General features: G+C 68.2%; 23 protein-coding genes and 1 tRNA gene. 18 read left to right on the forward strand and 6 right to left on the reverse strand.

The features are described 5' to 3' along the window. Positions 1-115: 115 nt before the first annotated feature. Together AC1D1G_RS23025 and AC1D1G_RS23030 are read right to left on the reverse strand one after the other, a co-directional pair. Positions 116-1,459: an HNH endonuclease signature motif containing protein gene (locus tag AC1D1G_RS23025; RefSeq protein ID WP_283353746.1), complete on the reverse strand. Its 1,344-nt coding sequence runs from the start codon at positions 1,457-1,459 to the stop codon at positions 116-118. Positions 1,460-1,511: 52 nt separating this feature from the next. Beyond that, complete coding sequence (locus AC1D1G_RS23030; protein ID WP_477953807.1) at positions 1,512-2,141, reverse strand: TetR/AcrR family transcriptional regulator; 630 nt, start codon at positions 2,139-2,141, stop codon at positions 1,512-1,514. Positions 2,142-2,282: 141 nt separating this feature from the next. On the opposite strand from AC1D1G_RS23030, the gene AC1D1G_RS23035 reads away from it, so the two are divergent. The 13 genes from AC1D1G_RS23035 to AC1D1G_RS23095 all read left to right on the forward strand — a co-directional run bounded on the left by AC1D1G_RS23035 (position 2,283) and on the right by AC1D1G_RS23095 (position 15,586). Continuing rightward, complete coding sequence (locus AC1D1G_RS23035) at positions 2,283-3,428, forward strand: acyl-CoA dehydrogenase family protein (RefSeq protein WP_283333885.1); 1,146 nt, start codon at positions 2,283-2,285, stop codon at positions 3,426-3,428. Positions 3,429-3,468: 40 nt separating this feature from the next. After that, positions 3,469-4,230, forward strand: a complete 762-nt coding sequence (locus tag AC1D1G_RS23040) for an SDR family NAD(P)-dependent oxidoreductase (protein ID WP_477953808.1) — start codon at positions 3,469-3,471, stop codon at positions 4,228-4,230. A 44-nt stretch (positions 4,231-4,274) separates the two neighbouring features. Then, complete coding sequence (locus AC1D1G_RS23045; protein WP_005569496.1) at positions 4,275-4,970, forward strand: TetR/AcrR family transcriptional regulator; 696 nt, start codon at positions 4,275-4,277, stop codon at positions 4,968-4,970. Between the two features lie 124 nt (positions 4,971-5,094). Beyond that, a complete protein-coding gene (locus AC1D1G_RS23050) occupies positions 5,095-5,904 on the forward strand; it encodes an SDR family oxidoreductase (protein ID WP_477953809.1) in 810 nt (269 codons plus the stop codon). A gap of 22 nt (positions 5,905-5,926) precedes the next feature. Then, complete coding sequence (locus AC1D1G_RS23055) at positions 5,927-7,180, forward strand: acyl-CoA dehydrogenase family protein (protein WP_477953810.1); 1,254 nt, start codon at positions 5,927-5,929, stop codon at positions 7,178-7,180. A 1-nt stretch (position 7,181) separates the two neighbouring features. After that, positions 7,182-7,964: an SDR family oxidoreductase gene (locus tag AC1D1G_RS23060; protein ID WP_280783623.1), complete on the forward strand. Its 783-nt coding sequence runs from the start codon at positions 7,182-7,184 to the stop codon at positions 7,962-7,964. Continuing rightward, positions 7,957-8,991, forward strand: coding sequence for a phosphotransferase family protein (locus AC1D1G_RS23065; RefSeq protein WP_280783622.1), 1,035 nt, complete (start codon positions 7,957-7,959; stop codon positions 8,989-8,991). The genes AC1D1G_RS23060 and AC1D1G_RS23065 overlap by 8 nt, the downstream gene beginning before the upstream one ends. A 10-nt stretch (positions 8,992-9,001) precedes the next feature. Then, positions 9,002-9,763, forward strand: a complete 762-nt coding sequence (gene fabG / locus AC1D1G_RS23070; RefSeq protein ID WP_271212546.1) for a 3-oxoacyl-ACP reductase FabG — start codon at positions 9,002-9,004, stop codon at positions 9,761-9,763. Positions 9,764-9,767: 4 nt separating this feature from the next. Continuing rightward, complete coding sequence (locus tag AC1D1G_RS23075; RefSeq protein WP_477953811.1) at positions 9,768-10,958, forward strand: acyl-CoA dehydrogenase family protein; 1,191 nt, start codon at positions 9,768-9,770, stop codon at positions 10,956-10,958. Continuing rightward, a complete protein-coding gene (locus tag AC1D1G_RS23080) occupies positions 10,955-12,055 on the forward strand; it encodes an acyl-CoA dehydrogenase family protein (RefSeq protein ID WP_477953812.1) in 1,101 nt (366 codons plus the stop codon). Before AC1D1G_RS23075 ends, AC1D1G_RS23080 begins: the two co-directional genes overlap by 4 nt. 35 nt (positions 12,056-12,090) lie before the next feature. Further along, on the forward strand, positions 12,091-13,074 hold the full coding sequence (locus tag AC1D1G_RS23085) for an NADPH:quinone oxidoreductase family protein (protein WP_477953813.1): 984 nt from the start codon (positions 12,091-12,093) through the stop codon (positions 13,072-13,074). 11 nt (positions 13,075-13,085) lie between these two features. Beyond that, positions 13,086-13,874, forward strand: a complete 789-nt coding sequence (locus AC1D1G_RS23090; RefSeq protein ID WP_477953815.1) for a RhlG family 3-oxoacyl-ACP reductase — start codon at positions 13,086-13,088, stop codon at positions 13,872-13,874. A 53-nt stretch (positions 13,875-13,927) separates the two neighbouring features. After that, positions 13,928-15,586 carry an AMP-binding protein gene (locus AC1D1G_RS23095; RefSeq protein ID WP_477953817.1) on the forward strand — a complete coding sequence of 553 codons (1,659 nt, stop codon included), beginning with the start codon at positions 13,928-13,930 and terminating at the stop codon, positions 15,584-15,586. A gap of 71 nt (positions 15,587-15,657) precedes the next feature. Here AC1D1G_RS23095 and AC1D1G_RS23100 read toward each other — a convergent pair whose 3' ends face one another. Both AC1D1G_RS23100 and AC1D1G_RS23105 read right to left on the reverse strand, forming a co-directional pair. Next, entirely contained in the window at positions 15,658-16,818 is a 1,161-nt protein-coding gene (locus AC1D1G_RS23100) for a N(5)-(carboxyethyl)ornithine synthase (protein WP_105422760.1), read from the reverse strand. Between the two features lie 211 nt (positions 16,819-17,029). Beyond that, positions 17,030-17,105 (reverse strand) — tRNA-Arg (locus tag AC1D1G_RS23105). 166 nt (positions 17,106-17,271) lie between these two features. Between AC1D1G_RS23105 and AC1D1G_RS23110 the strand changes: the two genes are divergently transcribed. Beyond that, complete coding sequence (locus AC1D1G_RS23110; protein ID WP_477953819.1) at positions 17,272-19,674, forward strand: phosphoketolase family protein; 2,403 nt, start codon at positions 17,272-17,274, stop codon at positions 19,672-19,674. Between the two features lie 9 nt (positions 19,675-19,683). Here AC1D1G_RS23110 and AC1D1G_RS23115 read toward each other — a convergent pair whose 3' ends face one another. Then, a complete protein-coding gene (locus AC1D1G_RS23115; protein WP_280783614.1) occupies positions 19,684-20,394 on the reverse strand; it encodes a DUF305 domain-containing protein in 711 nt (236 codons plus the stop codon). After that, positions 20,387-21,307: a DUF3105 domain-containing protein gene (locus tag AC1D1G_RS23120; RefSeq protein WP_283335907.1), complete on the reverse strand. Its 921-nt coding sequence runs from the start codon at positions 21,305-21,307 to the stop codon at positions 20,387-20,389. Before AC1D1G_RS23120 ends, AC1D1G_RS23115 begins: the two co-directional genes overlap by 8 nt. Positions 21,308-21,525: 218 nt before the next feature. On the opposite strand from AC1D1G_RS23120, the gene argS reads away from it, so the two are divergent. The 4 genes from argS to AC1D1G_RS23140 all read left to right on the forward strand — a co-directional run. After that, positions 21,526-23,178, forward strand: a complete 1,653-nt coding sequence (argS, locus tag AC1D1G_RS23125) for an arginine--tRNA ligase (RefSeq protein ID WP_477953820.1) — start codon at positions 21,526-21,528, stop codon at positions 23,176-23,178. Then, a complete protein-coding gene (gene lysA / locus AC1D1G_RS23130) occupies positions 23,175-24,596 on the forward strand; it encodes a diaminopimelate decarboxylase (protein ID WP_283354687.1) in 1,422 nt (473 codons plus the stop codon). The genes argS and lysA overlap by 4 nt, the downstream gene beginning before the upstream one ends. Further along, positions 24,593-25,906 (forward strand): homoserine dehydrogenase, encoded by a 1,314-nt coding sequence (locus AC1D1G_RS23135; protein WP_477953822.1) that lies wholly within the window; start codon positions 24,593-24,595, stop codon positions 25,904-25,906. The genes lysA and AC1D1G_RS23135 overlap by 4 nt, the downstream gene beginning before the upstream one ends. After that, on the forward strand, positions 25,903-26,317 hold a 415-nt coding region (locus AC1D1G_RS23140), incomplete at its 3' end, for a pyridoxal-phosphate dependent enzyme (RefSeq protein WP_477953823.1). The genes AC1D1G_RS23135 and AC1D1G_RS23140, both read left to right, overlap by 4 nt.

Here is a 26,317-nt window from a genome sequence, read left to right on the forward strand (position 1 = left end):
ACGCAGTGTTTTGCTCATCCCCATCCCCCCAGTACTCGACAGGACCCCCACGGCCGCGTGCGGAGATGCTACCGCACGGGTGTGTCACTCGGTCTAGTGTGCAGCGACCCGATGTTCAGGCCGCGTGGAGGTATTCGATCAGGATGCGTTCCACTGGTGAGCTGATTTGAACCTCACGGAACGGCAACGGTTTCGGTAGTGGTGGTGCGGTTGATCGGTACCGGTGTCCGGTGGGGGTGTGGATCTCGATCTTGTGCAGTCCGCCGGGCAGTTGGTGGGGCTTGGCGTTCCACCCTGCGCCTTGTTTGGCGTAGTTGCAGGCCGCGCACAGGCCAGCGCCGTTGTGTGCGGTGGTGGGGCCCTCGTATTCGCGGGGTTGGATGTGGTCGTGATGCCGGATCGGCGCATCGCACCACGGTGTCCGGCACGTTCGATCGCGCAGATCGATCATCCTCGCCAACCCGGCGGGGAAGCAGCGGGCCTGGGACTCGGTTGCGGTCAGGGCTCCGGAGTGCAGGTTCGCGTACAGGCGGCGCAGGGTCACCCGCGCCTCGTCCCCGGTTTCCGGATCGATCGTGGCCTGGACCGCCTCATGTATCCAGTGCCCCGCGAGTGCCGCGGGGACGGGACCGTACCCCTGCACGTAGGCGGGCTCGGACCCTCGGTCGAGGAGCGCGCGGTCGGATATCACGAGGTTGACGGTGATCGGAGGTGTCGTCGCGGTGTGGGGCGTGCCGGTCACTCGGGAGACGAGGAGGTCGGCCATGATTTGCGACCGCGTTCGCTCGTCACCGGCGGCGAGGATGGAATCGGCGTCACGGGCGAGAGTCGCGTGCACCGCGACCCCCTGTGCCACCGGCAGCAGAGCGCTGACGTACGCCATGGTGTCCGGTGCGGGCCGGGAGGTGACCCTCCTGTCCGATACCGCCTTGCGGGCCCGTCGCACCATGGCCTCGGCGTCGACTTCTGCAGCGGCCGCGCGAACTTTCGCGCACACCGCCTGGTCGCCGAGCCCGTCCAATGTTGCCGGGTCGGCGCACAGCAGGTAATCGAGTGCGGTGCGGTCTTCTCGGGTGAGGCACGCGGTTTCGCGGACGAGGATCGTTGCCCGCCACTCGCTGAGGACCCCTCGTTCGAGCAGCGCCAAGGTGCGGGGCATCTCGTGGACAAGAGCGGTGGCCATGCCGAGATGACGGCCACCTCGAAACGGTGAGTCCCGTCGTGCCAACGCCACCTGGTTGGCGATACCGCGCCCTCGATGTGCGAATGGCACTTGGCGGTCTGCTCGTGCGGTGCGGATGGAGGCGTCGAGGTCTGCGGTCACCCGGGCTTGCACGCCCGCACAGGCGGCTTTCACCTCTTCGAGTGTGCGAAGTACGTCGATGCGCGTCGCATCGTCGATATCCCGGTCGAGTTTCGGTAACTCGACCAGAAATGCGGTTACCGCTGCTGCATCCACCCCGACCCCCTGGCTGCCGTTCGATTCCCCCGAATCGAACGTATGTTCTAGTTTAGCCGACCCCGCGGGACCTTGGCAATACCGAGCCGGCACCCACCATGCGCATGGCGAGGTCGGCGTAGAGGTCCGCGACGGCCTCGGGCTCGGTGTAGGCGCCGGCCGGGAACCAGCGGCAGATGTCGACGCACAGAGACATGAGGGCGAGGGTGACGCCTTCGCCGTCGGGGACCGTGAATTCGCCGGATGCTGCCCCGGCGTCGACGACGGCGCGGACGATGTGGGTGATGTCACGGCGCAGTTTGACCACGTCGCGATAGTGCTCGGGCGTGAGGGCGTTGAGCTCGTACTGCACGACACGAGCCTGTGCGTGGTGCGTGGCCTGCCAGCTCGCGAAGGCGCCGATCAGCGCCTGCAGCCTCGTCGAGGGTGCCTCGTCGGGGAGGTCTGCGCTCACGACAACGTCGAGTGCCGCGGTGTGGCCTTCGTAACTGATCGCGAAGAGCAGCTCTTCCTTGGATCGGTAGTGCGGGTACATCGCGGCGGGGCTCATGTCGAGGCGGGCGGCGATCTCGCGGGTAGTGGTGCCCCCGTAACCGCTGGTCGCGAATGCGTCGACGGCTGCGGCTCGGATGCGGGCGGCAGCCTTGGAAGGGCTGATCACCTGGTTCGGTGATTCGCTCATGTCTTTCTCCATCCTCGGCTGCGCGGCTGTTGACAATACCGCGCCACGCCATCAGTATAAGCAAGCGCTTAGAAAATAAGCACACGCTTACATGCTGGAAAGCGTGGACACAGTCAGCTGGATTTCGACAAAGGAGCGGTCATGCGACGCACCCTGTACGGCCCCGATCACGAGGCATTCCGCGAATCGGCCCGGGAGTTCGTGAACCGCAACCTCCTGCCGGTGGCCGACAAGCTCATCGAGCAGCGCTTCATCGACCGCGAGATCTGGCTCGAGGCGGGCCGCAACGGATTCCTCGGCCTCGAGGTCCCCGAGGCATACGGCGGAAGCGAGGCCGGCGACTACCGGTTCAACGCGGTTCTCGCCGAGGAGCTTTCGCGGGCGAGTGCCGCCGTGTCGTCGAGCTTCGGCATTCACGCCGACGTCGTCGCGCCGTACCTCGTGCAGCTCACGACCGAGGAGCAGAAGCAGCGCTGGCTGCCCAAGTTCTGCACCGGTGAACTGCTCACCGCGATCGGCATGACCGAGCCTTCCGGTGGTTCCGACCTCGCCTCGCTCAAGACCACCGCGGTCAAGGACGGTGACGACTGGATCATCAACGGTTCCAAGACGTTCATCACGAACGGCTACAACGCCGACCTGGTGATCGTCGCGGCGCGTACCAGTCCCGAGAAGAAGTCCAAGGGCATCACCCTGTTCGCCGTCGAGACGGGCATGGAGGGCTTCGAGCGCGGCCGCAAGCTCGACAAGGTCGGCCAGCACGAGTCGGACACCGCCGAGCTGTTCTTCGAGAACGTGCGTGTGCCGTCGACGAACATCATCGGTGAGATCGACCGCGGATTCATCCACATGATGGAGATGCTGCCGCAGGAGCGTGTCGGCGCCGCCGTCTCGAACATCGCGCACGCCGCGCCGATCCTCGAGGAGACGATCCAGTACGCCAAGGACCGCAAGGCATTCGGCCAGTCCATCGGCTCGCTGCAGTGGAACAAGTTCCTCCTCGCGGACCTCGTCACCCGTGTCGAGGTCACCCAGGCCTACGTCGACAACTGCGTCGCCGCACACGCCGACGGTGAGCTCACCGCAGTGGACGCAGCGAAGGCCAAGTGGTGGACTGCTCAGGTGCAGAACGAGGTCCTCGACCACTGCGTGCAGCTGCACGGTGGCTACGGATTCATGACCGAGTACCGTGCCGCCCGTGCATGGATGGATGCCCGTGTCACCAAGATCTGGGCCGGTTCCAACGAGATCATGAAGGAACTGATCGGACGCGACCTCGGCCTCTGAACCCGTACCCCGTAGCCCGACGACAAAGGAGTCGCTTCGTATGTCCGTTCTCGACAAGTTCAGCTTGACCGATCGGGTGGTCGTCGTGACCGGTGCGTCGTCGGGCCTCGGGGTGGCGTTCGCGCAGGCCGCGGCGGAGGCCGGCGCCGACGTGGTGCTGGCAGCGCGCCGCACCGACCGTCTCGAGAAGACCGCCGAACTGGTGCGGGCCGCCGGACGTCAGGCGCTGTGCGTTGCGACGGATATCGCCGACCCGGCTCAGGCGCAGAACATGATCGACGCGGCCATGGAGAAGTTCGGCCGCGTGGACGTGCTCGTCAACAACGCCGGCGTCGGTACGGCAGTCCCCGCGACGCGGGAGACGCCGGAGCAGTTCCGGCAGGTCGTCGACATCAACCTGAACGGTTCCTACTGGGCGGCGCAGGCGGCGGGCAAGGTCATGAAGCCGGGCAGTGCGATCGTGAACATCGCGAGCGTGCTCGGTCTCACCACCGCGGGACTTCCGCAGGCCGCGTACGCCGCGAGCAAGGCCGGGGTCATCGGTCTAACCCGCGACCTGGCGCAGCAGTGGGGTGCCCGCAAGGGCATCCGGGTGAATGCGATCGCTCCCGGATTCTTCGAGACGGAGATGACGGACCAGTACCAGGACGGGTACCTCGAATCGATGAAATCGCGGCTCGTTCTCGGTCGCCTCGGTAACCCGGAGGAGCTGGCCGCGACCGTCGTCTGGCTCGCTTCGGACGCTGCCGCGTACGTCACCGGTCAGACGATCGCGGTGGACGGCGGCATCACCATCACCTGAGCGTCGGGTTGGGCGGGGCTGCCGTGCTGGCGTATAAGTAGGAAATGACCACGCGCACCGTCCATGAAGAGTGGGACGACCAGCCCGCCCCGTCGATGGCGGCCACCGATCTGTTGCGGGAGCCTCCGGCGACCCCGCGCGGTGCACGCACGCGCGCGGCGTTGGTGGCGGCCGCGCGGACGGTGTTCGAGCGGTCCGGGTACCTCGATGCCAGGCTCACCGACATCACGAAGGAAGCCAACTGCTCGACGGGGTCGTTCTACACATACTTCGACAACAAGGAACAGGTGTTCGCCGCCGTACTGGAGGTGGCGCAGGAAGACATGATGCACCCGGGCATGAAACGGGTGCAGGACACCGACGACCCGTACGCCGTCCTGGAGGCGAGTAACCGCGCCTACCTGGAGGCCTACCGGCGTAACGCCAAGTTGATGGGGCTGCTGGAGCAGGTCGCGCACATCGACCCAGCGTTCGCGGACCTGCGGCGCCAGCGGGCCGACGCGTTCATCGCGCGCAACGCGCGGGGCATCGCGGAACTGCAGGCGCGGGGCATCGCAGATAAGGAACTCGACCCGATGCTTGCCTCACGGGCGTTGTCGGGGATGGTCAGCCGGTTGGCGTACAACGTGTTCGTGGCCAGCGTGAACGGGACCGACGGCACTCCCGTCGACTTCGACGACGTCGTGTTCACCACGACGCGCATCTGGGCAAATGGACTGAGGTTCCCCGAGCGGAGCTGAGCTCTATCCGACGGCGTGATCGCGTGGGGATACCCAGGTCGACGAAACTGAATCCGACACCGGGTTCAGATGCTTTCTGTGGAAGACTGGGGCCACGTCCGTGTCCCCTCGAGGGAGGAATCTCGTGCAGGTTGCGCAGAAGGTCGCCATCGTCACCGGTGGCGGAGGTGGAATCGGCGGTGCGCTCGCGGAGCGGCTCGCCGCCGAGGGGGCCCGGGTAGTCGTCACCGATCTCGATGCCGCATCGGCCCAGGCGGTGTCGGACCGGATCAACGCGACGCGTCCGGGGGCCTCGATCGCCCGCGGTGCCGATGCGTCCGAGGACGCGCAGATCGGCTCGGTCATCGACGCCGCGGAGGAGGCGTTCGGCCCCGTCGACYTCTACTTCGCCAACGCGGGTGTCGCGGCCGGGGAGGGCCTCGAACCCGACGATGCGGTGTGGGACCTTGCCCTCGACGTGAACGTCCGAGCGCACATCCGGGCCGCACGCCGCCTGGTCCCCGGCTGGATCGAGCGCGGTGAGGGGTACTTCGTCAGCACGGCCTCGGCCGCCGGGCTGCTTACCCAGATCGGTTCCGCCCCCTACTCGGTGACCAAACATGCCGCCGTCGGATTCGCTGAATGGCTGTCCGTCACGTACGGCGACAAGGGCGTCCGCGTCAGTTGCCTGTGCCCGATGGGCGTCAACACCAAGCTGCTCACCGACGACGCCGCCCTGTCGGCCACCGCCGCACGCGCCGTCATCACCGCGGGTTCGGTGCTCGAACCGTCCGAGGTGGCCGAATGCGTGCTCGCCGCAATGGAAGCCGAACAGTTCCTGATCCTTCCGCACCCCGAAGTGCTGGAGATGTATCGGCACAAGGGCACCGACTACGACCGATGGATCCGGGGAATGCGCCGCTACCAGGCCTCGCTCCTCGCCCAGCCGTCCTGACCCGACCGCACGAGGAGTCCGCATGTCGCTGTTCGACTTATCCGATCGCGCCCGGCAATACCAGACCGATCTGCTGGAGTTCATGGATTCGCATGTGTATCCGGCGGAGGCGGTGTACGAGGAGCAGATGCGGGAGTCGGGKGATCCGCATTTCCAGCCGCCGGTGTTGGAGGAGTTGAAGGCGGAGGCGCGGCGKCGGGGGTTGTGGAATCTGTTTCATCCGCATCCGGGGACKGGTGCGGGGTTGACGAATCTCGAGTATGCGCCGTTGGCGGAGATCATGGGGCGCAGTCATATTGCGTCGGAGGCGTGCAATTGCAATGCGCCGGATACGGGCAAYATGGAGGTGCTCGAGTTGTTCGGTACGGCSGAGCACAAGGAGAAGTATCTGACGCCGTTGCTGGAGGGGACGATGGCGTCGGCGTTCGCGATGACGGAGCCGGCGGTGGCGAGTTCGGATGCGACGAATGTGGAGTTGTCGATGGTCCGGGACGGTGACGAGTATGTGCTGAACGGGCGGAAGTGGTTCGCGTCGAATGCGTTGCACCGGAATTGCCGGGTGTTGATCGTGATGGGGAAGACGGATCCGTCGGCGGCGCCGCATCGGCAGCAGTCGATGATGGTGGTGCCGATCGATGCGCCGGGGGTGACGGTGATGCGGGGGTTGCCGGTGTTCGGGTATCAGGATCGGGAGGGGCATGCGGAGATCGATTTCGCCGAYGTTCGGGTGCCGGCCAAGGATGTGCTGAAGGGCGAGGGGGAGGGTTTCGCGATTTCGCAGGCGCGGTTGGGTCCGGGTCGGATTCACCATTGCATGCGGGCGATCGGGATGGCGGAGCGGGCGTTGGAGTTGATGTGTCGTCGGGCGTCGTCGCGGGTGACGTTCGGTAAGCCGGTCAGTGAGAATGCGAATGTTCAGGATTGGATTGCGGAGGCGCGGATCGAGATCGAGATGATTCGGTTGTTGACGCTGAAGGCGGCGTATCTGATGGATACGGTGGGGAACAAGGAGGCGCGGACGGAGATCGCGGCGATCAAGGTGGCGGCTCCGAATATTGCGTTGAAGATTGTGGATCGGGCGATTCAGGTGCACGGTGGAGCCGGCGTGACCGACGACTTCCCCCTCGCCATGGCCTGGGCGCACCTGCGCACGCTGCGCCTGGCGGATGGTCCCGACGAGGTCCACAAGCGCGCCATCGCGCGGCAGGAACTCCGGCCCTACCGCGACACCGCCGTCAACGCCTCCACCAACGGACACAAGGTTGCGGTGAGCTGACATGGCCGGACTCGACCTCACCGGACGCACCGCGATCGTCACCGGCGCCTCGCGGGGCATCGGTCTGGCCGTCGCCAAGGCCATCGCGGCCGCTGGCGGCAACGTGGTGCTCACCTCACGGTCCCAGGAATCGGCCGACGCCGCCGCGGCCGAGGTCGGGGGCACCGCGATCGGAATTGCCGCCCACGCCGTCGACGAAGAGGCCGCCCGGCGCTGCGTCGACCTCACCCTCGACCGCTTCGGCAGCCTGGACATCCTGGTCAACAATGCGGGAACGAACCCTTCGTTCGGGCCGATCATCGACCAGGACCACGCGCGATTCGCCAAGACCTTCGACGTGAATCTCTGGGCGCCGGTGCTGTGGACCGGGCTCGTCACGAGGGCGTGGATGGGCGAGCACGGCGGCGCCGTGGTCAACACCGCCTCCATCGGCGGCATGGCCTTCGAGGCGAACATCGGTCTGTACAACGCGTCCAAGGCCGCGCTGATTCACGTCACGAAGCAACTGGCACTGGAACTCTCACCGAAGGTGCGGGTCAACGCCGTCGCCCCGGGTGTGGTGCGGACCAAGCTGGCCGAGGCGCTGTGGAAGGAACACGAGCAGGCCGTGTCGGCGTCCACGGCCCTGGGACGGATCGGTGAACCCGAGGACATCGCGTCCGCGGTCGCGTTCCTCGTCTCCGACGCCGCCAGCTGGATCACCGGCGAAACCATGGTGATCGACGGCGGTCAACTGCTCGGCGACGCCCTCCCGTTCCGGCAGGGGGCCCAGCTCGGTGTCTAGCGTGGACGTCGTCGGCATCGACATCGAGGCCGTGAGCCGCTGGTTCGGCACGCTCGGCATCGACAGTGCCGGACCGCTGACCTTCGACCGGATCGGACTCGGACAGTCCAACCTCACCTACCTCGTCCGGGACGAGGCAGGTGGCAGATGGGTGCTCCGGCGCCCGCCTCTCGGACACCTGCTGGCGTCGGCCCACGACGTYGCCCGGGAGGCGCGGATCCTCTCCGCCCTCGAGGACACCGCGGTGCCCACCCCGCGGGTGTTCGGGCTCACCGACGACCCGGAGGTGACCGAGGTACCGCTGCTGCTGATGGAGTTCGTCGACGGGCAGGTCGTCGATCGCATGTCGATCGCGGAGTCCCTGACGCCGGAACGTCGCCGGGTGATCGGTCTGTCGCTGCCGCGGACGCTCGCGAAGATCCACGCGGTGGACCTCGACCGGACCGGGTTGGCCGACCTGGCCAGCCACAAGCCGTACGCGCAGCGTCAGCTCAAGCGGTGGTCGGGGCAGTGGGAGAAGTCGAAGACCCGCGAGCTGCCCGCCCTCGACGACCTGACGCGACGGCTCACCGATTCGGTACCGGAGCAGCGGGAACTGACACTGGTGCACGGCGACTTCCACCTGCGCAACGTCATCACGTCCCACCGGACCGGGGAGGTGACCGCGGCCCTGGACTGGGAGTTGTGCACCCTCGGCGACCCGCTCGCCGACGTCGGCAGCCTGCTCGCGTACTGGCCGGAGCCGGGCGAGACCACCGGCGGCGACTTCCCCGCGTCCACCCTCGACGGTTTCCCGGATCGGGTGGAGATCGCCGGGGTGTACCTCGACGAGACCGGACGCGACCCGGAGGCCCTGGCGTTCTGGCACGTCCTCGGCCTGTGGAAGGTCGCGGTCATCGCCGAGGGCGTCATGCGCCGCGCGCGGGACGAACCGCAGAACAAGGCGGCCGCGGGCACCCCGACCGTCGAGCGCATCGACGACCTCGTGGCCAAGGCGTGCGACATCGCCGCCCGGGCCGGAATCTGATCACACGACGATGGAGAACTTCATGAAGAGAACGGCAATCGTCACCGGCGGGGCACGGGGCATCGGTGCCGCGGTGGCGAAGAAACTGGCGAGCGACGGGTACGGGGTGGCCGTGCTCGACCTCGACGAGTCCGCCTGCGCGGCAACCGTCGACGCGATCGAGTCCACCGGAGGCCGGGCACTCGCCGTGGGCGCGAACGTCGCCGACGAGGCGTCGGTCGCGGCGGCGGTCGAGCGGGTGGCGACCGAACTCGGTGCCCCGACGATCCTGATCAACAACGCCGGGATCACCCGCGACAACCTGCTGTTCAAGATGACCGTCGACGACTGGGACGCGGTGATGAACGTGCACCTGCGCGGTGCGTTCCTGATGTCGCGGGCCGTGCAGCAGCACATGGTCGACGCGGGGTTCGGCCGCATCGTGAACCTGTCGAGCACGTCCGCGCTCGGCAACCGCGGGCAGGTCAACTACTCCGCCGCCAAGGCTGGCATGCAGGGCTTCACCAAGACGCTCGCCATCGAACTGGGCAAGTTCGGGGTCACCGCGAACGCGATTGCGCCCGGCTTCATCGAAACCGAGATGACCGCTGCCACCGCCGAGCGGGTGGGTGTCGGCTTCGAGGACTTCAAGAAGGCGGCGGCGTCGCAGATCCCCGTGAACCGCGTCGGGCAGCCCGAGGACATCGCCAACACTGCGTCGTTCCTGGCGAGTGAGGGTGCCGGATTCGTGTCCGGACAAGTGATCTACGTGGCCGGCGGACCGAAGGACTGAGGACATGACCACTGACGAACAGGCGATCGCACGCGACCTCAGCGATCGCGTCGCGACCCTCGTCGAACAGAACGACCTGTCGGATCCGACCGGATTCCTCGGAGCCCGATTCGACGCCGGCCTCGCGTGGGTCCACTTCCCGCCGGGACGCGGCGGACTCGGTCTGCCGCAGAGCTTCCAGGCGCAGGTCGACGCCGAACTCGCGGCCGCCGGAGCGCCCGGTCCGGCGAAGGGCCGCAACGGAATCGGATTGGGCATGGCCGCTCCGACCATCGCCGCGTTCGGCACCGAGGAACAACAGCAGAAGTACCTTCGGCCGATCTTCACCAGCGAGCACATCTACTGCCAGTTGTTCAGCGAACCGGGGGCGGGCTCCGACCTGGCCGCGGTCGCGACGCGAGCCGTCCGTGAGGGTGACGGCTGGCGGGYCAACGGGCAGAAGGTGTGGACGTCGGGGGCGCAGAACGCGCAGATGGCGATCCTCGTGGCCCGGACGGATCCGACGGTGCCCAAGCACGCCGGGCTCACCTACTTCCTGTGCGACATGAGCGATCCGGGTATCGACGTCCGGCCGTTGCGGCAGATCACCGGTGAAGCCGAGTTCAACGAAGTGTTCCTCACCGACGTCCGCATTCCCGATTCCGATCGGCTCGGCGACGAGGGACAGGGCTGGCGGGTGGCCACCGCGACCCTCAACAACGAGCGCGTCGCGATCGGCGGTTCCGCGGCCGCCCGCGAGAGCGGCATGATCGGACCGGTCGCACAGGCCTGGCGGGAGCAACCCGAACTCCGCGACCCAGCGATGCACGACGAACTGCTGCGGCTGTGGGTCGAAGCGGAGGTCGCCCGGCTGACCGGGGAACGCCTGCGGCAGCAACTCGAGGCCGGGCAACCCGGCCCGGAGGGGTCCGGCCTGAAGCTGGCCTTCGCCCGGCTCGCGCAGACCATCTCGGGTTTCGACATCGAACTCCACGGCGAGGCCGGGCTGCGGTACGACGACTGGACGATGCGCCGCCCCGACAAAGTCGACTTCACCGGCCGTGAACCCGGCTACCGGTACCTGCGCGCGAAAGGCAATTCGATCGAGGGCGGCACGTCCGAGATCCTGCGCAACGTCATCGCAGAACGCGTCCTCGGGCTCCCGCCGGAGCACCGCGTCGACAAGGATATCGCCTGGAAGGACCTGCCCCGATGAGCACCGCAGATCTGCTGTACTCCGACACGGAAGACGCCCTGCGCGACTCCGTCCGCCGCCTCCTCGCCGACCGCTGCCCACCGGAACTGGTGGTCGGGGCGTACGACCGGGCACCCGCCGACTTCTCCGGAGTATGGAAATCCCTCGCCGTCGAACTCGGACTGGCGGGCCTGCTCGTTCCCGAGGACCTGGGTGGCGCCGGAGCCGGCGCACGCGAGGCCGCGGTGGTCATGGAGGAGATCGGACGTGCCGTCGCGCCCGTCCCGTACCTTTCCAGTGCCGTACTCGCGACGGTCGCGCTGCTGAAGGCGGGGGACACGCGAACGGTCGGCGCACTCGCCGACGGGACGACCACCGGTGCGCTCACGGTCGGGCTCGCGACCGCACCGGGGCGGTTCACCCCGACCGTGCGCCGAGAGGGCGACGCCCTGACCGGCACCGTGACCAGCGTCGCGGGCGTCTCGGAGGCCGACATCCTGATCGTGCCCGCCCTGGGTCCGGGCGGACTCGAACTGCACACGGTGCCCGCCGGCACCGCCGGTGTCACGGTCACGCCCGTGCTCGCGCTCGACATGACCCGGCCACTGTCGGATGTCGCGTTCGACGGCGCCGCGTCCACCCGAATCGACGACGGCAACGCCGCGGCGGCGGTCCGGGAGGCCCTCGTCGTCGGCGCCGCACTGCTCGCCTCCGAGCAGCTCGGGCTTGCGCAGTGGTGCTTCGAGACCACCCTGGCGTACGTCAAGGAGCGAACCCAGTTCGGCCGCGCCGTCGGGTCGTTCCAGGCGATCAAGCACCGCCTCGCCGACCTGTGGCTCGAGGTCACCTCCGCGGCCGCCGCTGCCCGCTACGCCGCGGACACCGCCGCCCGGGGCGACGCGGACGCCGAGGTCGCGGCCGCCGTCGCGCAGGCGTACTGCAGTGACGTCGCCGTCCACGCCGCCGAGGAGTGCGTCCAGCTGCACGGCGGCATCGGAATGACCTGGGAATACCCCGCGCACCTGTATTTGAAGAGGGCGAAGAGCGATCAGCTCGCGTTCGGCACCGCCTACCGTCACCGCGCGCACCTCGCCGACCTGATCGACCTGCCCGCGTAACCCGAGCTCCATCACCGACAGTCAGGAAACAATCCATGAAGGCATGGCGTGTCCACGAACTCGGCGAGCCGCGCACCGCGCTGCAACTCGAGGAAGTCCCGGACCCGACTGCAGGCTCCGGCCAGGTGCTGGTGAAGGTTCTCGCCGCACCGGCGAACTTCCCCGACGTGCTGCTGTGCCGGGGCGAATACCAGATCAAGCCGCCGCTGCCGTTCACACCCGGAGTCGAGCTGTGCGGTGAGGTGCTGGCGGTCGGTGACGGCGTGACCCGCTTCGCCGTCGGCGACCGGGTGATCGGCAACCCCAACCTGCCCGGCGGCGGATTCGCCCAGCTGGCCGTCATGGACGAGGCCAACACGTTCGCCGCACCGTCCGCGCTCGACGACGCCGAGGCGTCGGCGTTGAGCATCGGCTACCAGACGAGCTGGTTCGCCCTGCACCGGCGCACCCAGCTGAAGCCGGGGGAGACGCTGCTCGTCCACGCCGCCGCGGGCGGAGTGGGCAGCGCCGCAGTGCAATTGGGCAAAGCCGCGGGAGCGAAGGTGATCGGCGTCGTCGGCGGTGCCGACAAGGTCGAGTACTGCCGCCGGCTGGGGGCGGATCTGGTGATCGACAGGCACACCGACGATTTCGTTCCGCTGGTCAAGGAATTCACCGGCGGACGCGGCGCGGACGTCGTCTACGACCCGGTCGGCGGCGACGCCTACGCGAAGTCCACCAAGTGCATCGCGTTCGAAGGCCGGATCCTGATCATCGGTTTCGCCGGCGGCACCATCCCGACACCCGGCCTCAATCACGCCCTGATCAAGAACTACTCGATCATCGGCCTGCACTGGGGCCTGTACAAGCAGTACAACCAGCAGGCGATCGCCGACTGCCACGAGGAACTGACCCGTCTCGCCGACTCCGGTGCGATCACGCCGCTCATCAGCGAGCGGCTCTCGCTCGCTGACGTCGCCGACGGCATCGGCCGGCTCGGTGACGGCAGCACCGTCGGCCGCCTCGTCTTCCAACCCTGAAGGGAACGCACATGGACATAGGTTCGCTGTTCGACGTCGCAGGCAAGACCGTGGTGGTCACCGGAGGTTCGCGGGGTATCGGCCGGATGATCGCGCAAGGATTCGCCCTGGCCRGAGCGACCGTGATCATCTCCGCCCGCAAGGCCGAGGCGTGCGAGAAGGCCGCGGCCGAACTGTCCGCCGCCGGGCCGGGGACGTGTCACGCACACCCCGCCGACCTGTCCACCGAGGAGGGGATCGAGGGGCTCGTCGCGCGGGTCGCCGAGTTGTCGCCCCGACTGGACGTCCTGGTGAACAACGCCGGAGCGACGTGGGGTGCGCCGGTCGACGATTTCCCCGCCGCCGGTTTCGACAAGATCTTCGACATCAACGTCAAGGGCGTGTTCATGCTCACCCAGGCGTTGCTGCCGAGTCTGCGGGCCGCGGCGACGGACGGTGACCCCGCCCGGGTGATCAACATCGGGTCGATCGACGGACTCGTGGTGTCGGGTAGCGAGAACTTCTCGTACGGGGCGAGCAAGGCCGCGGTCCACATGCTCACCCGCAAGCTCGCAGCGACGCTGGCCGCCGAGCGAATCACCGTCAATGCCATTGCCCCCGGACCGTTTCCGAGCAAGATGATGGCGTTCGTCCTCGACGACCCGGAGCGGAAGGAGGCGGTCGAGGGATCGGTCCCGCTCGGCCGGGTCGGCACACCGGAAGACGTCGCGGGCACCGCGATCTTCCTTTCCTCGCGCGCCGGGGCCTACCTCACCGGCACCGTCGTCCCCGTCGACGGCGGGATCTCGGGAACACGCTGAACAGCACGTCACACAGTCGGAACACGGAACGAGCGAGAGGCGGCACGGCGGCGATGAGCTGGTACGACGACAGGCCCTGGATGGAACGGTACGACGAGAACACGCGTTCCGTGGGGGAGATCCCCGCCCGGACAGCGCTCGACATGTTCTCGGCCGCGGTCGAATCCGCCCCGGACGGGCCGGCGATCCGGTACCTCGGCGGCACCCTCGACTACCGCGAGGTCGACGAACTCAGCGACGGTGTGGCCGCCTACCTCACCGAGAACGGATTCGGGAAGGGCGACCGGCTCGCCATCTACCTGCAGAACGTCCCGCAGTTCCTGCTCGCGTTGCTCGGCACATGGAAGGCAGGCGGTGTCGTCGTCCCGCTGAACCCGATGTACCGGGACGAGCTCTCCCACATCCTCACCGACGCCGGAGTCACCGCGATCGTGTGCAGCGAGAACGCGTGGGCCGATCGGGTGGCGGAGCGGGCGTCCGCCGCGGGTGTGCGGATCGCGATGACCGCCAGCGAACTCGACATCCAGACGTCCGGCGACCCACGGGTGTTCGGGGGCGTGACCCGGGTGCGCGCCGAGGGCGTGCCGGACCTGCTCGAGGTGGCCCGGGCGCGCGCGGGAGCCGACGTGGCGGACTCCGGCCTGGTCCCGGACGACGTCGCGCTCGTGTCCTACACGTCCGGAACGAGTGGAGTCCCCAAGGGGGCGACCAACACCCACCGGAATCTCACCGTCAACAGTTCGATCCTGCGCCTGTACGAGAGCAAGCCCGCAGGTTCGCCGATCTTCGCGCTCGCGCCGCTGTTCCACATCACGGGCATGGTGTGCCAGTTGCTCACCGCGATCGATCTGGCGTCGCCGCTGATCCTCGCGTACCGGTTCGACGCAGGGGTCGTCCTCGACGCCCTCGAACGGGAGCGGCCGGTGTTCATGGTCGGCCCGTCCACCGCCTACATGGCGCTGATGGCCCACCCCGACTTCTCCGGTGAGCGCTTCGCCTCGCTGGAGGCCGTGATGTCCGGTGGCGCCCCGCTACCCCCTGCCATCGTCGAACGGTTCCGGGAGCTGACCGGAAAGTACATCCGCAACGGCTACGGGCTCACCGAGACCAGCGCACCGTGCGTCGTCGTCCCGCCGAACCTGGAGGCGCCGGTCGATCCGTCGTCGGGCACGCTGGCGATCGGCCTGCCCCTTCCCTCCGCCGTGATCCGGATCGTCGGGGAGGACGGGCACGACCTCGGCCCGCTCGAGGTCGGGGAGATCGCCGTCGACGGGCCGATGGTCGTGCCCGCGTACTGGAACAAACCGGACGCCACGGCGCAGTCGCTGCCCGGCGGCCGGCTGCTCACCGGCGACGTGGGATTCATGGACGCCCAGGGCTGGGTGTACGTCGTCGACCGCAAGAAGGACATGATCAACGCGTCCGGGTTCAAGGTCTGGCCCCGCGAAGTCGAGGACGTCCTCTACCGGCATCCCGCGGTCCGGGAGGCCGCGGTCGTCGGCGAGCCGGACAGCTACCGCGGCGAGACCGTCGCCGCGTTCGTCAGCCTCCGCCCCCGGCAGACGGTCGAGACGGACGACCTCGTCGAGTACTGCCGGGAGCGGCTGGCCAGCTACAAGGCCCCGAGGCGCGTCGAGATCGTCGACGAACTACCCAAGACGGCCAGCGGAAAAATCCTCCGACGCGAAATGCGCCGCAGCACTCCGGCCTGAACAGTCGCCCTCCCGGACGAACGGGACGCTCGTCGCGTCAGATCGAACGAGCGTCCCGTTCGTCCGGTCGATCAGGCGACGACCGGGTGCGGGTAGTCCGCCGCGCGGTGCTGGAACGACAGGATCCGGGGGTTCTGCACGACTCCGTCGCGGATCTCGACGGCCCGCCGGATCGTGTCGCTGCGGTCCCAGGCGGCGGGTCCGTCGAGGACCGTCCCCAGATGGGGGAGCAGGGCCTCGCTGATCTCCCAGGTCGCCGAATTCCACAGGTAGGACGGGCTGTGGTCGACCGCGTAGTAGCGGACGTTCTCACTGATCATGAACGTCGGATCGGCGAACGACGTGGGCCGGGCCCAGCTGAAGCCCATTCCCTCGTCGCAGGACACGTCGACGACGAGGCTGCCGGGCAGGAGGGTCTCGATGTCCGAGTCGATCAGGAACGTCAGCGGCGATTCCGTGTCCTGTAGGACGCAGTTGACGATGATGTCGTGCCGGGCGAGGAACCCGGCGAGCGGCATCCGGCCCTCGTCCGTGGTGACGTGGCTGCGGCGCGGATCGGCGTCGTCGTGATCGAACTGCACGATCTCCGCGGAATGGATCGGCGAGCTCACGGCGGTGACCCCGCGTTGCGTGACGACGTGGACGTCGTGGATGCCCAGGGCGTTCAGCGCGGTGACGGCGCCGCGGGCGGTGGCACCGAAGCCGAGTACCACGGCGCGCAGGCGGCGGCCGTAGTCGCCGGTCGAACCCGCGATCGACAGGGCGTGCAGCACCGAGCTGTATCCGGCGAGTTCGTTGTTCTTGTGGAAGACATGGAGCTGGAACGACCCCTCGACGCTCCAGTGGTTCATGGCCTCGAACGCGATCAACGTGAGGTGGCGATCGACGGCCACCTGGGTGAGCTCCGTGTCCTGGACGCAGTGCGGCCACCCCCACAGGATCTGGCCGTCACGCAGGTCCGCCAGATCCTTCGCGAGAGGTTTGGGCAGCAGGAGGACGTCGGAGTGCTCGATCAGCTGCTCCCGGGTGCGCAGCCCGCCCACCGAGAGGGCCAGCTGCTCGTCGGAGACACCGAAGGGCTCGCCGTAGCCGTACTCGAGGTGGATGCGGCCACGGAGGTCGGGGTCGATCCGGTCGAAGTGGAGCGGATGGATCGGGAGCCGGCGTTCGTCGGGCTTACTCGAACGCGCGACGACGCCGAGGGTGAGTGGATGAGAGCGGTGTTGCTGCACAGGGGTGTCCCTTGGTCGACACTGCCGGAGAGAGTCTTCGGCAGAGAGTTCTTACCGCGGAACCCGCAATGGAGGAGGCCAGCGTTCGATCGGTGGGCGCGGCATCTGCCGGCGCGGCTGCAGCTCTCGACAAAGCCCGAGGAGATCACTCGGGGAAGACTGGTAGCACCAGAGAGAAAGGCTGCGCCGCGACAGGCGACGCAGTTTCTCGTGGTGCCCCCGGCAGGATTCGAACCTGCGACCTTTCGCTCCGGAGGCGAACGCTCTATCCCCTGAGCTACGGGGGCGCACCGGAAAACCGGTGTGCCGATTGGGCTGGCCAATCGTAGCGCATGGGTAGTGGGATCGACCAAATCGGTCCCCCTACTTTGTGGACTCGCCCCGGTCGCGGCCCGGACACGCCTAGTGTCGGGAGGACGTGGACGCTCGCGAACTCCCGGGGAGGCGTCGAGAATGACCGATGGACGGCAGTTGGGGTCGCAGGACTCCGACGGGCACTATTCCGATTCCGATCTCGAGCTGGACCTGCGGTGGTGGGCGGCGGCCAACTATCTGACGGTCGCGCAGATCTACCTGCAGGACAACGCGCTTCTGCGTGAGCCGCTGCGCCCGGAACACATCAAACCCCGGCTGCTCGGGCACTGGGGGACGAGCCCGGGTCTGTCGATGATCTACGCCCTGCTGAACCGCCTCATCCGCCGGACCGACACCGATTGTCTCTACGTGACGGGTCCCGGACACGGTGGTCCGGCGCTCGTCGCCGCCACGTACCTGGAGGGGACGTACTCGGAGGTGTATCCGGGCGTGTCCCGCGACGCCGCGGGTATCCACCGGCTCTGCCGGCAGTTCTCGACGCCCGGTGGCATCCCGAGTCACGTCAGTGTGCAGACACCGGGCAGCATCCACGAGGGCGGCGAACTCGGCTACGCCCTCGCGCATGCCGCCGGGGCGGCGTTCGATCACCCGAATCTGTTGGTGGCGTGCGTGATCGGAGACGGTGAGGCCGAGACGGGACCGCTGTCCGGGTCATGGAAACTTCCCGCCTTCCTCAATCCGGAACGTGACGGAGCGGTGCTGCCGATCCTGCACGTCAACGGAGCGAAGATCGCCGGGCCCACTGTCTACGGCCGCAGCAGCGACGCGGACGTCGAGGCGTTCCTCGGCGGTCAGGGCTGGGCGCCGACCGTCGTCTCCGGCGACGACCCGCGGCAGGTCTTCCCGGCGCTGCATCGCGCCCTCACCGACGCGCACACCGCGATCTCCGACCTTCAGCGGGAGGCGCGGGCCGGCAGGCGCAGCGCCGCCAAGTGGCCGGCGATCGTGCTGCGGACCCCGAAGGGCTGGACCGGTCCGCGGACCGTCGACGGCGTGCTCGTCGAGGGCACGCACCGGGCCCATCAGGTTCCGCTGTCGGGGGTGCGGACCGACGAGGCGCATCTGCGTCAGCTCGAGGAGTGGATGCGGTCGTACGGACCGGACGCACTGTTCGACTCGTTCGGCGCACTCGTTCCGGACCTCGAGCGGCTGGCGCCGCAGGGCGACAAGCGGATGGGTTCGTCGCCGTACGCGAACGGCGGCCGCCTGCGTGCGGATCTTCCCGTGCCGCCGCTGGAGAAGTACGCGCTTGCGATCGAGAAGCCCGGCACCACCCACCACGAGACCACCCGGGTGCTCGGGGAACTGCTCCGCGACCTGTACGCCGCCACCACCACGCCCGACGGCGGCGGCTACTTCCGGTTGTTCTGCCCGGACGAAACGTCCAGCAACCGGTTGGGCGCCGTGTTCGAGGTGACCGACCGCTGCTGGCAGCTGCCGGTCACGGACTACGACGACGGGCTGTCGGCCCGCGGCCGGGTGATGGAGGTGCTCAGCGAGCACCTCTGCGAGGGGTGGCTCGAGGGGTATCTGCTGTCGGGACGGCACGGGCTGTTCGCCAGCTACGAGGCGTTCGCGATGGTGAGCGTGTCGATGCTCGTCCAGCACACGAAGTGGTTGCAGCATGCGGTGGATCTGCCGTGGCGGGCGCCGGTGGCGTCGCTGAACGTCCTGCTGACCAGTACCTGCTGGCGCAACGACCACAACGGGTTCAGTCATCAGGGGCCGGGCATGATCGACGCCGTCATCCCGCTCGCACCGGACGTCGTCCGGATCTGGCTGCCACCGGACTCGAACACCTTGCTGTCCATCTCCGACCACTGCCTCCGCAGCACCGACCACGTCAATCTCATCGTCGTCGACAAGCAGCCGCACCTGCAGTACCTGACCCTCGCGGAGGCGCATGCGCACTGCGCGGGCGGGGCGTCGGTGTRGGCGTGGGCGGGGACGGAAGCCCCGGCGGGCGCCGACCCGGACGTCGTGCTCGCGGCCGCCGGGGACGTTCCGACCCAGGAGATCCTCGCCGCGGCGCAGTTGCTGCGCGAGCACACGCCGGAACTGGTCACCCGGGTGGTCAACGTCGTCGACCTCATGGGGTTGCTCACACCCACGGAACATCCGCACGGATTCGACGCGCGCATGTTCCTGGACCTGTTCACCGCGGACACGGACGTGGTGTTCGCGTTCCACGGGTACTCGCGCGCCGTCCACGAGCTGATCCACGGGCGTCCCGCCCCGGACCGGTTCCACGTTCGCGGCTTCAGCGAACAGGGCACGACGACCACCCCGTTCGACATGGTCGTGCTCAACCGGATGAGTCGCTATCACCTGGTCCTCGAGGCGCTGCGACGCACGCGGAGGGAACCGTCCGGTGCCGGCGAACTGGCCGACTTCTGCCTCCGGCAACTCGAACGGCACGGCGAATACGTCGTCGCGCACCTCGAGGACATGCCCGAGGTGCGCGACTGGACGTGGTCGTGAGGCCGGAGATCAGTTCATCGGGAGGGGAGCGGCGCCCTTCGCGGTGAGCATGTTCGTCATCACCGTCGACTCGCTCTGCTGCGTGTCCACCATCGTCTGCGCGAGAGAGCGCACCGCGTCCTCCGACGCGTGCTGGGCCGCGTACTCCATCATCGGGAGGCCGCCCTGGTGGTGGCGCAACATCAGCTGCAGGTACAGGACGTCGACGGCCGGTCCGGTGGCCTGACGCAGCGCGGCCATGTCCTCCGAGGACGCCATGCCCGGCATCTTCGACATCGAACCCATGTGCCCGCTGTCGGCGGACCCGTGGTCGTGACCGTCGGAGTGCTCGGCTTCCATCCAGCCCATGTAGCCGCCGGACGGCAGCGCCGGCTGATCCCACATCGCGAGCCAGCCTTGCATCTGCCCGAGCTGATTCTGCTGCGTGGTGAGGATGTCGTACGCGAGGCCGCGCACCGCCGGGTCGGTGGCGCCCGCCAGCGCGATCGCCGACATCTCCACCGCCTGGCTGTGGTGCACGCTCATGTCCTGCGCGAATCCGACATCCACGGAACCGGCCTCGGGGACCGGGGCCCCGTTGTCCTCGAGTGGAAGCCGGGCGAGGAACCCGAGCGCGAATCCGAGGGCGATGGCGCCGATCAACCCGATGACCAGCAGCGCTGTGCGCTGACTGGGCCGGGACGGGGCTGGAGCGTCTGCGGGTTCGGCAGGGCTAGCCATTGCCACCCTCGGCCGGCGCCTGCTGCAGATCGGACGGCAACTGCAGGTCGCTCGGGAGCTGCATGCCGCTGGGCAGCTGCGCTCCCGCACCACCGGATTCCGACTGGTCCGGGGCGATGCCGCCACCGTCCATCGGCACCGCGTCCGCGCCGGGTGTACTCGGGTCGAACGGCGGCGGGTTGTCCGGATCGAAACCGGAGCCCGGGATGGACGAGCAGCTCGCGCCGACCTCCGGGTAGGTGTTCTTGTTGATCCGCAGCGCGGTGATGAACTGGTCGATGCGCTCGTCGTCGACGCTGTCCAGCTTCAGCTGGTGGCCCCACGACTGCAGCGAGACCGGGCTGTCGAGGCCCGGGAACGGCGACATCAGCGTGTACGTCTCGCCGTCCACCTTGCCCTTCAGCGTCTCGACCTGATCGGCGGACAGCTCGTCCGGGTTGTAGGCGATCCACACGGCGCCGTGCTCGAGCGAGTGCACGGCATTCTCGGTGCGGATCGCGTTCGGGTAGACCGTGCCGGTGCACGTCGCCCAGATGGCGTCGTGCGGGCCGCCGAACGGGGGCGACTGGTCGTACGCGACGCGCTGCGTCGGCTGGATGTGGATGCCGGCCGGGTAGTCGACCTTGACGACGCCGTCGATGTTGACCGACGGGTCGGGATTCTCGGCGCTCGGCGCGTACTTCGCGGCTTCTTCCTTGGCCTGGTACTTGGGGACCAGGTTGATCGCGAGGACCGCCACGAGTGCGAGAACGGCAGCTCCGGCGCCGATCGTCAGCCAGGGGATGTTCCGCGGAGCGGACGCGCCACCCTTGACTTTCGCGCCGCCGCTATTCTTCTTGGCGGCCTTGATGGCCTTCGCCGACTTCGCGCCCGAGTTCTTATCGGGACCGCGACTTTCCGAACCGCTTGGCATCGATTGTGATCTTTCGGTGTGTGGGTTACGGGCGCTCGACCCCCGGTAACCGGAAGCTGAGGGCCGGGACTCAGGGCGACACCACTGTACTTTCCCACCCTGAGCGCAACCTGGGAGAGTGGCCGCCGCCACGCTCGCCGGCAGTCGCCGGGTCCGCGACGGGACTCGCGGCAAGGCGGATCACCGCCCGGGACGCGTTGGCCATAGGATGGATACCTGTGACTCCAGCTGACCTTGCCGAACTGCTCCGCGGAACCGCCGCGAAAGTGCTCGCCGAACGCGGACTCGACGTGTCCGTGCTTCCCGAAACTCTCACGGTCGAGCGTCCGCGCAATCCCGAGCACGGCGATTACGCCACCAACGTCGCGATGCAGGTGGCCAAGAAGGTCGGTACCAATCCGCGTGAGCTGGCCGGCTGGCTCGCCGAGGCGCTGACCGCGGCCGCGGGCATCGACAGCGCCGACATCGCGGGCCCGGGATTCCTCAACATCCGCCTGGCCGCCGACGCGCAGGGCGCGATCGTCGCGAAGATCCTCGAGGAGGGTGCCGCCTTCGGGGCCGGACACACGCTCGACGGCAAGAAGATCAACCTCGAGTTCGTCTCGGCCAACCCCACCGGCCCCATCCACCTCGGTGGAACGCGCTGGGCCGCCGTGGGCGACGCGCTGGGCCGGATCCTGTCCACCCAGGGCGCGGCGGTCACCCGCGAGTACTACTTCAATGACCACGGCGCCCAGATCGACCGGTTCTCCCGCTCGCTGATCGCGGCCGCCAAGGGCGAACCCGCCCCCGAGGACGGCTACGCGGGTGTGTACATCGCCGACATCGCCGCCCAGGTCCAGTCCCAGCGCCCCGACGTGCTGGAACTGCCCGCGGGCGAGCAGCAGGAAGTCTTCCGCGCCATCGGCGTCGACCTGATGTTCGCCCACATCAAGCGCACCCTGCACGAGTTCGGCGTGGACTTCGACGTCTACTTCCACGAGAACTCGTTGTTCGAGTCCGGTGCGGTGGAGAAGGCCGTCGAGACGCTCAAGGACTCCGGCAACCTGTTCCAGGAGGACGGCGCCTGGTGGCTCAAGAGCACCGACTTCGGCGACGACAAGGACCGCGTCGTCATCAAGAGCGACGGCAACGCGGCGTACATCGCCGGTGACATCGCCTACTTCCAGGACAAGCGCTCCCGCGGCTTCGACCTGTGCATCTACATGCTCGGTGCCGACCACCACGGGTACATCGGCCGGCTCAAGGCGGCTGCGGCCGCGTTCGGCGACGACCCCGACACCGTCGAGGTGCTGATCGGCCAGATGGTGAACCTCGTCCGCGACGGTGTGGCCGTGAAGATGAGCAAGCGCGCCGGGACGGTCATCACCCTCGACGACCTCGTCGAGGCGATCGGCGTCGACGCGTCGCGGTACGCGATGATCCGGTCGTCGGTGGATTCGAGCATCGACATCGACCTCGAACTGTGGACGAGCACCGGCAACGAGAACCCGGTGTACTACGTGCAATACGCGCACGCCCGCCTGTCGGCCATCGCCCGTAACGCCGCCGACCTCGGTATCGCGGTCACGGATCCCGACTTCTCGCTGCTCGTCTCGGAGCAGGAGGGCGATCTGATCCGCACCCTCGGCGAGTACCCGCGCGTCGTCACCAGTGCCGCGAATCTGCGTGAGCCGCACCGCATTGCGCGGTACCTCGAGGAGCTGGCCGGTGCCTATCACCGGTTCTACGGCGCCTGCCGGATCCTGCCCCAGGGCGACGAAGAAGTCGGCCCGCTGCACATCGCGCGACTGGCGTTGTGCGACGCGTCCCGGCAGGTCCYGTCCAACGGACTGGCCCTGCTCGGCGTCAGTGCACCGGAGCAGATGTGAACGCGCACCCCGCAGGTCCCAAGCACGCCGAACAGCTGCACGCACCCGGTCTGCCCGAACGTCCCGCCGACGCGGCCGCATTCGCCGCACTCTCTCCCGAGGTGTGGCCCCGCAACGCGCACCGCGCCGAGGACGGGGTCGTGAGCCTGGCGGGCATCCCGGTCACCGAACTGGCCGAGAAGTACGGCACCCCACTGTTCGTGGTCGACGAGGACGATTTCCGGTCCCGCTGCCGCGACATGGCCCGTGCGTTCGGGCCCACCGCCAAGGTGCACTACGCGTCGAAGGCGTTCCTGTGCGGCGAGATCGCCCGCTGGGTCGCCGACGAGGGCCTGTCCCTGGACGTCGCGTCGGGCGGCGAACTGGCGGTCGCCCTGCACGCCGGATTCCCGGCTGAGCGAATTGCCATGCACGGCAACAACAAATCGGTCGCCGAGCTGAACGCCGCCGTGTCGGCCCGGGTCGGGCACATCGTGCTCGACTCCGCCACGGAGATCGACCGCCTCGACAAGGTGGCCGCCGAAGCCGGTGTGGTGCAGGACGTTCTGATCCGCGTGACGGTCGGAGTCGAGGCGCACACCCATGAGTTCATCTCCACTGCCCACGAGGACCAGAAGTTCGGGTTCTCGCTCGCCGGCGGAAAGGCGATCGACGCGGTCCGCCGGGTCTTCGCCGCCGGCAACCTGCGGCTGGTGGGACTCCACAGCCACATCGGTTCGCAGATCTTCGACGTCGACGGATTCGAGTTGGCCGCGCACCGCGTGATCGGGCTGCTGCGGGACGTCGTCGCGGAGTTCGGTGTGGAGAAGACCGCCCAGATCTCGATCATCGACCTCGGTGGTGGCATGGGAATCTCCTACGTCCCCTCCGACGACCCGCCGCCGGTCGATCAGCTCGCCGCCAAACTCGGCGACATCGTGCGCAACGAGTCGGCGCTCGCCGGTCTGCCGGAGCCGACGCTGGCCGTCGAACCCGGACGCGCGATCGCCGGACCCGGCACGGTGACGCTGTACGAGGTCGGCACCATCAAGGACGTCACCGTCGGCGCCAACCTCACCCGCCGGTACGTCAGCGTCGACGGCGGAATGAGCGACAACATCCGTACCGCGCTGTACCAGGCGGAGTACGAGGCCAAACTGGTCTCGCGGGTCAGCGACGCGGCGCCGGTGGTGTCCCGTGTCGTCGGCAAGCACTGCGAGTCCGGTGACGTCGTGATCCGCGACACCTGGATGCCCGAGGACATCGACGCCGGCGATTTGCTCGCCGTCGCGGCCACCGGTGCATACTGCTATTCGATGTCGAGCAGGTACAACCTGCTCGCCCGCCCTGCCGTGGTGGCCGTGCGCGACGGACAGTCGCGCGTGATCCTCCGGAGGGAAACCGTGGAAGACCTGCTGAGCTTGGAGGTACAGGAGTGACGAGCGAATCGGCGCATCGCGCTATCGGTGTGGCCGTCCTCGGCCTCGGCAACGTCGGGAGCGAGGTGGTGCGCATCCTGCGGGAGCACAGCGAAGACCTCGAGGCTCGCGTCGGTGCCCCGCTGGAACTGCGTGGAGTGGCCGTGCGCCGCCCCGGCAAGGACCGCGGAATTCCCGAGGAGTTGCAGACCACCGACGCGGAGTCACTCGTGRCCCGCGACGACGTCGACATCGTCGTCGAGGTGATCGGCGGCATGGACCTGCCCCGCAAGCTGATCCTCTCGGCGCTCAACTCCGGCAAGTCCGTCGTCACCGCCAACAAGGCGCTGCTCGCCGATCACACCGGTGAACTGGCCGAGGCGGCGGAACTGCACAACGTGGACCTCTACTTCGAGGCCGCCGTGGCCGGTGCGATCCCCGTGATCCGCCCGCTCATCCAGTCCCTCGCCGGTGACCGGGTGAACAAGGTCGCCGGAATCGTGAACGGAACCACCAACTTCATCCTGTCGGCGATGGACGAGACCGGCGCGGACTACGCCGCGACCCTCGCCGAGGCCGGACGCCTGGGTTACGCCGAGGCCGATCCGACCGCCGACGTGGAGGGCTACGACGCCGCGGCCAAGGCGGCCATTCTCGCGTCGATCGCGTTCCACACCCGGGTCACCGCCGCCGACGTGTACCGCGAGGGGATCTCCAAGATCACCGCGGCCGACCTGACGTCGGCTCGCGCACTCGACTGCACGATCAAGCTGCTGTCCATCTGCGAGCGGATCACCACCCCCGAGGGCAAGGAGCGGATCTCCGCGCGGGTCTACCCGGCGCTCGTGCCGCTGGAACACCCGCTGGCCTCGGTCAACGGTGCGTTCAACGCCGTCGTCGTCGAGGCGGAGAACGCCGGGCGCCTCATGTTCTACGGCCAGGGCGCAGGCGGCGCCCCCACCGCATCGGCCGTGATGGGCGACCTGGTGATGGCCGCGCGCAACAAGGTGAACGGCGGCCGCGGACCCCGCGAGTCCAAGTACGCCAAGCTGAAGATCGCGCCGATCGGCGACATCCCCACGCGCTACTACGTCAACATGCAGGTGACGGACAAGGCCGGGGTCCTGTCGGCGGTGGCTGCCGAATTCTCGCAGCACGGCGTCAGCATCTCCACCGTGCGGCAGGAAGGCGCCGGCGACGGTGCCCGCCTCGTCGTCGTGACCCACGTCGCGACGGATTCTGCTCTGTCGGAAACCGTTGAGGCACTGAGCAAACTCGAATTCGTCACCGCTGTGACCAGCGTGCTGCGACTGGAAGGCACCGAACAATGACCGGCACCCGTAACCCCGTTCACACCCCCTGGCCGGGGCTGATCGAGGCTTACCGCGACCGCCTCGCCATCGGACCGAACTGGAAGACGGTCACCCTCCGCGAGGGCGGCACCCCTCTGCTGCCCGCCGGGCACCTCTCGGAGCTCACCGGTTGCGACGTCTACCTGAAGGTCGAGGGGCTCAACCCGACCGGTTCGTTCAAGGACCGCGGAATGACGATGGCCGTCACCGACGCGCTGGCCCGCGGTCAGCAGGCCGTCCTGTGTGCGTCCACGGGTAACACATCCGCTTCCGCAGCCGCGTACGCCGCGAAGGCGAAGATGACCTGTGCCGTGCTGGTGCCGCAGGGCAAGATCGCGATGGGCAAGCTCGCGCAGGCCGTCATGCACGGCGCGCGGATCATCCAGGTGC

It is taken from the genome of Rhodococcus sp. P3_B8 (genome assembly GCF_056402775.1).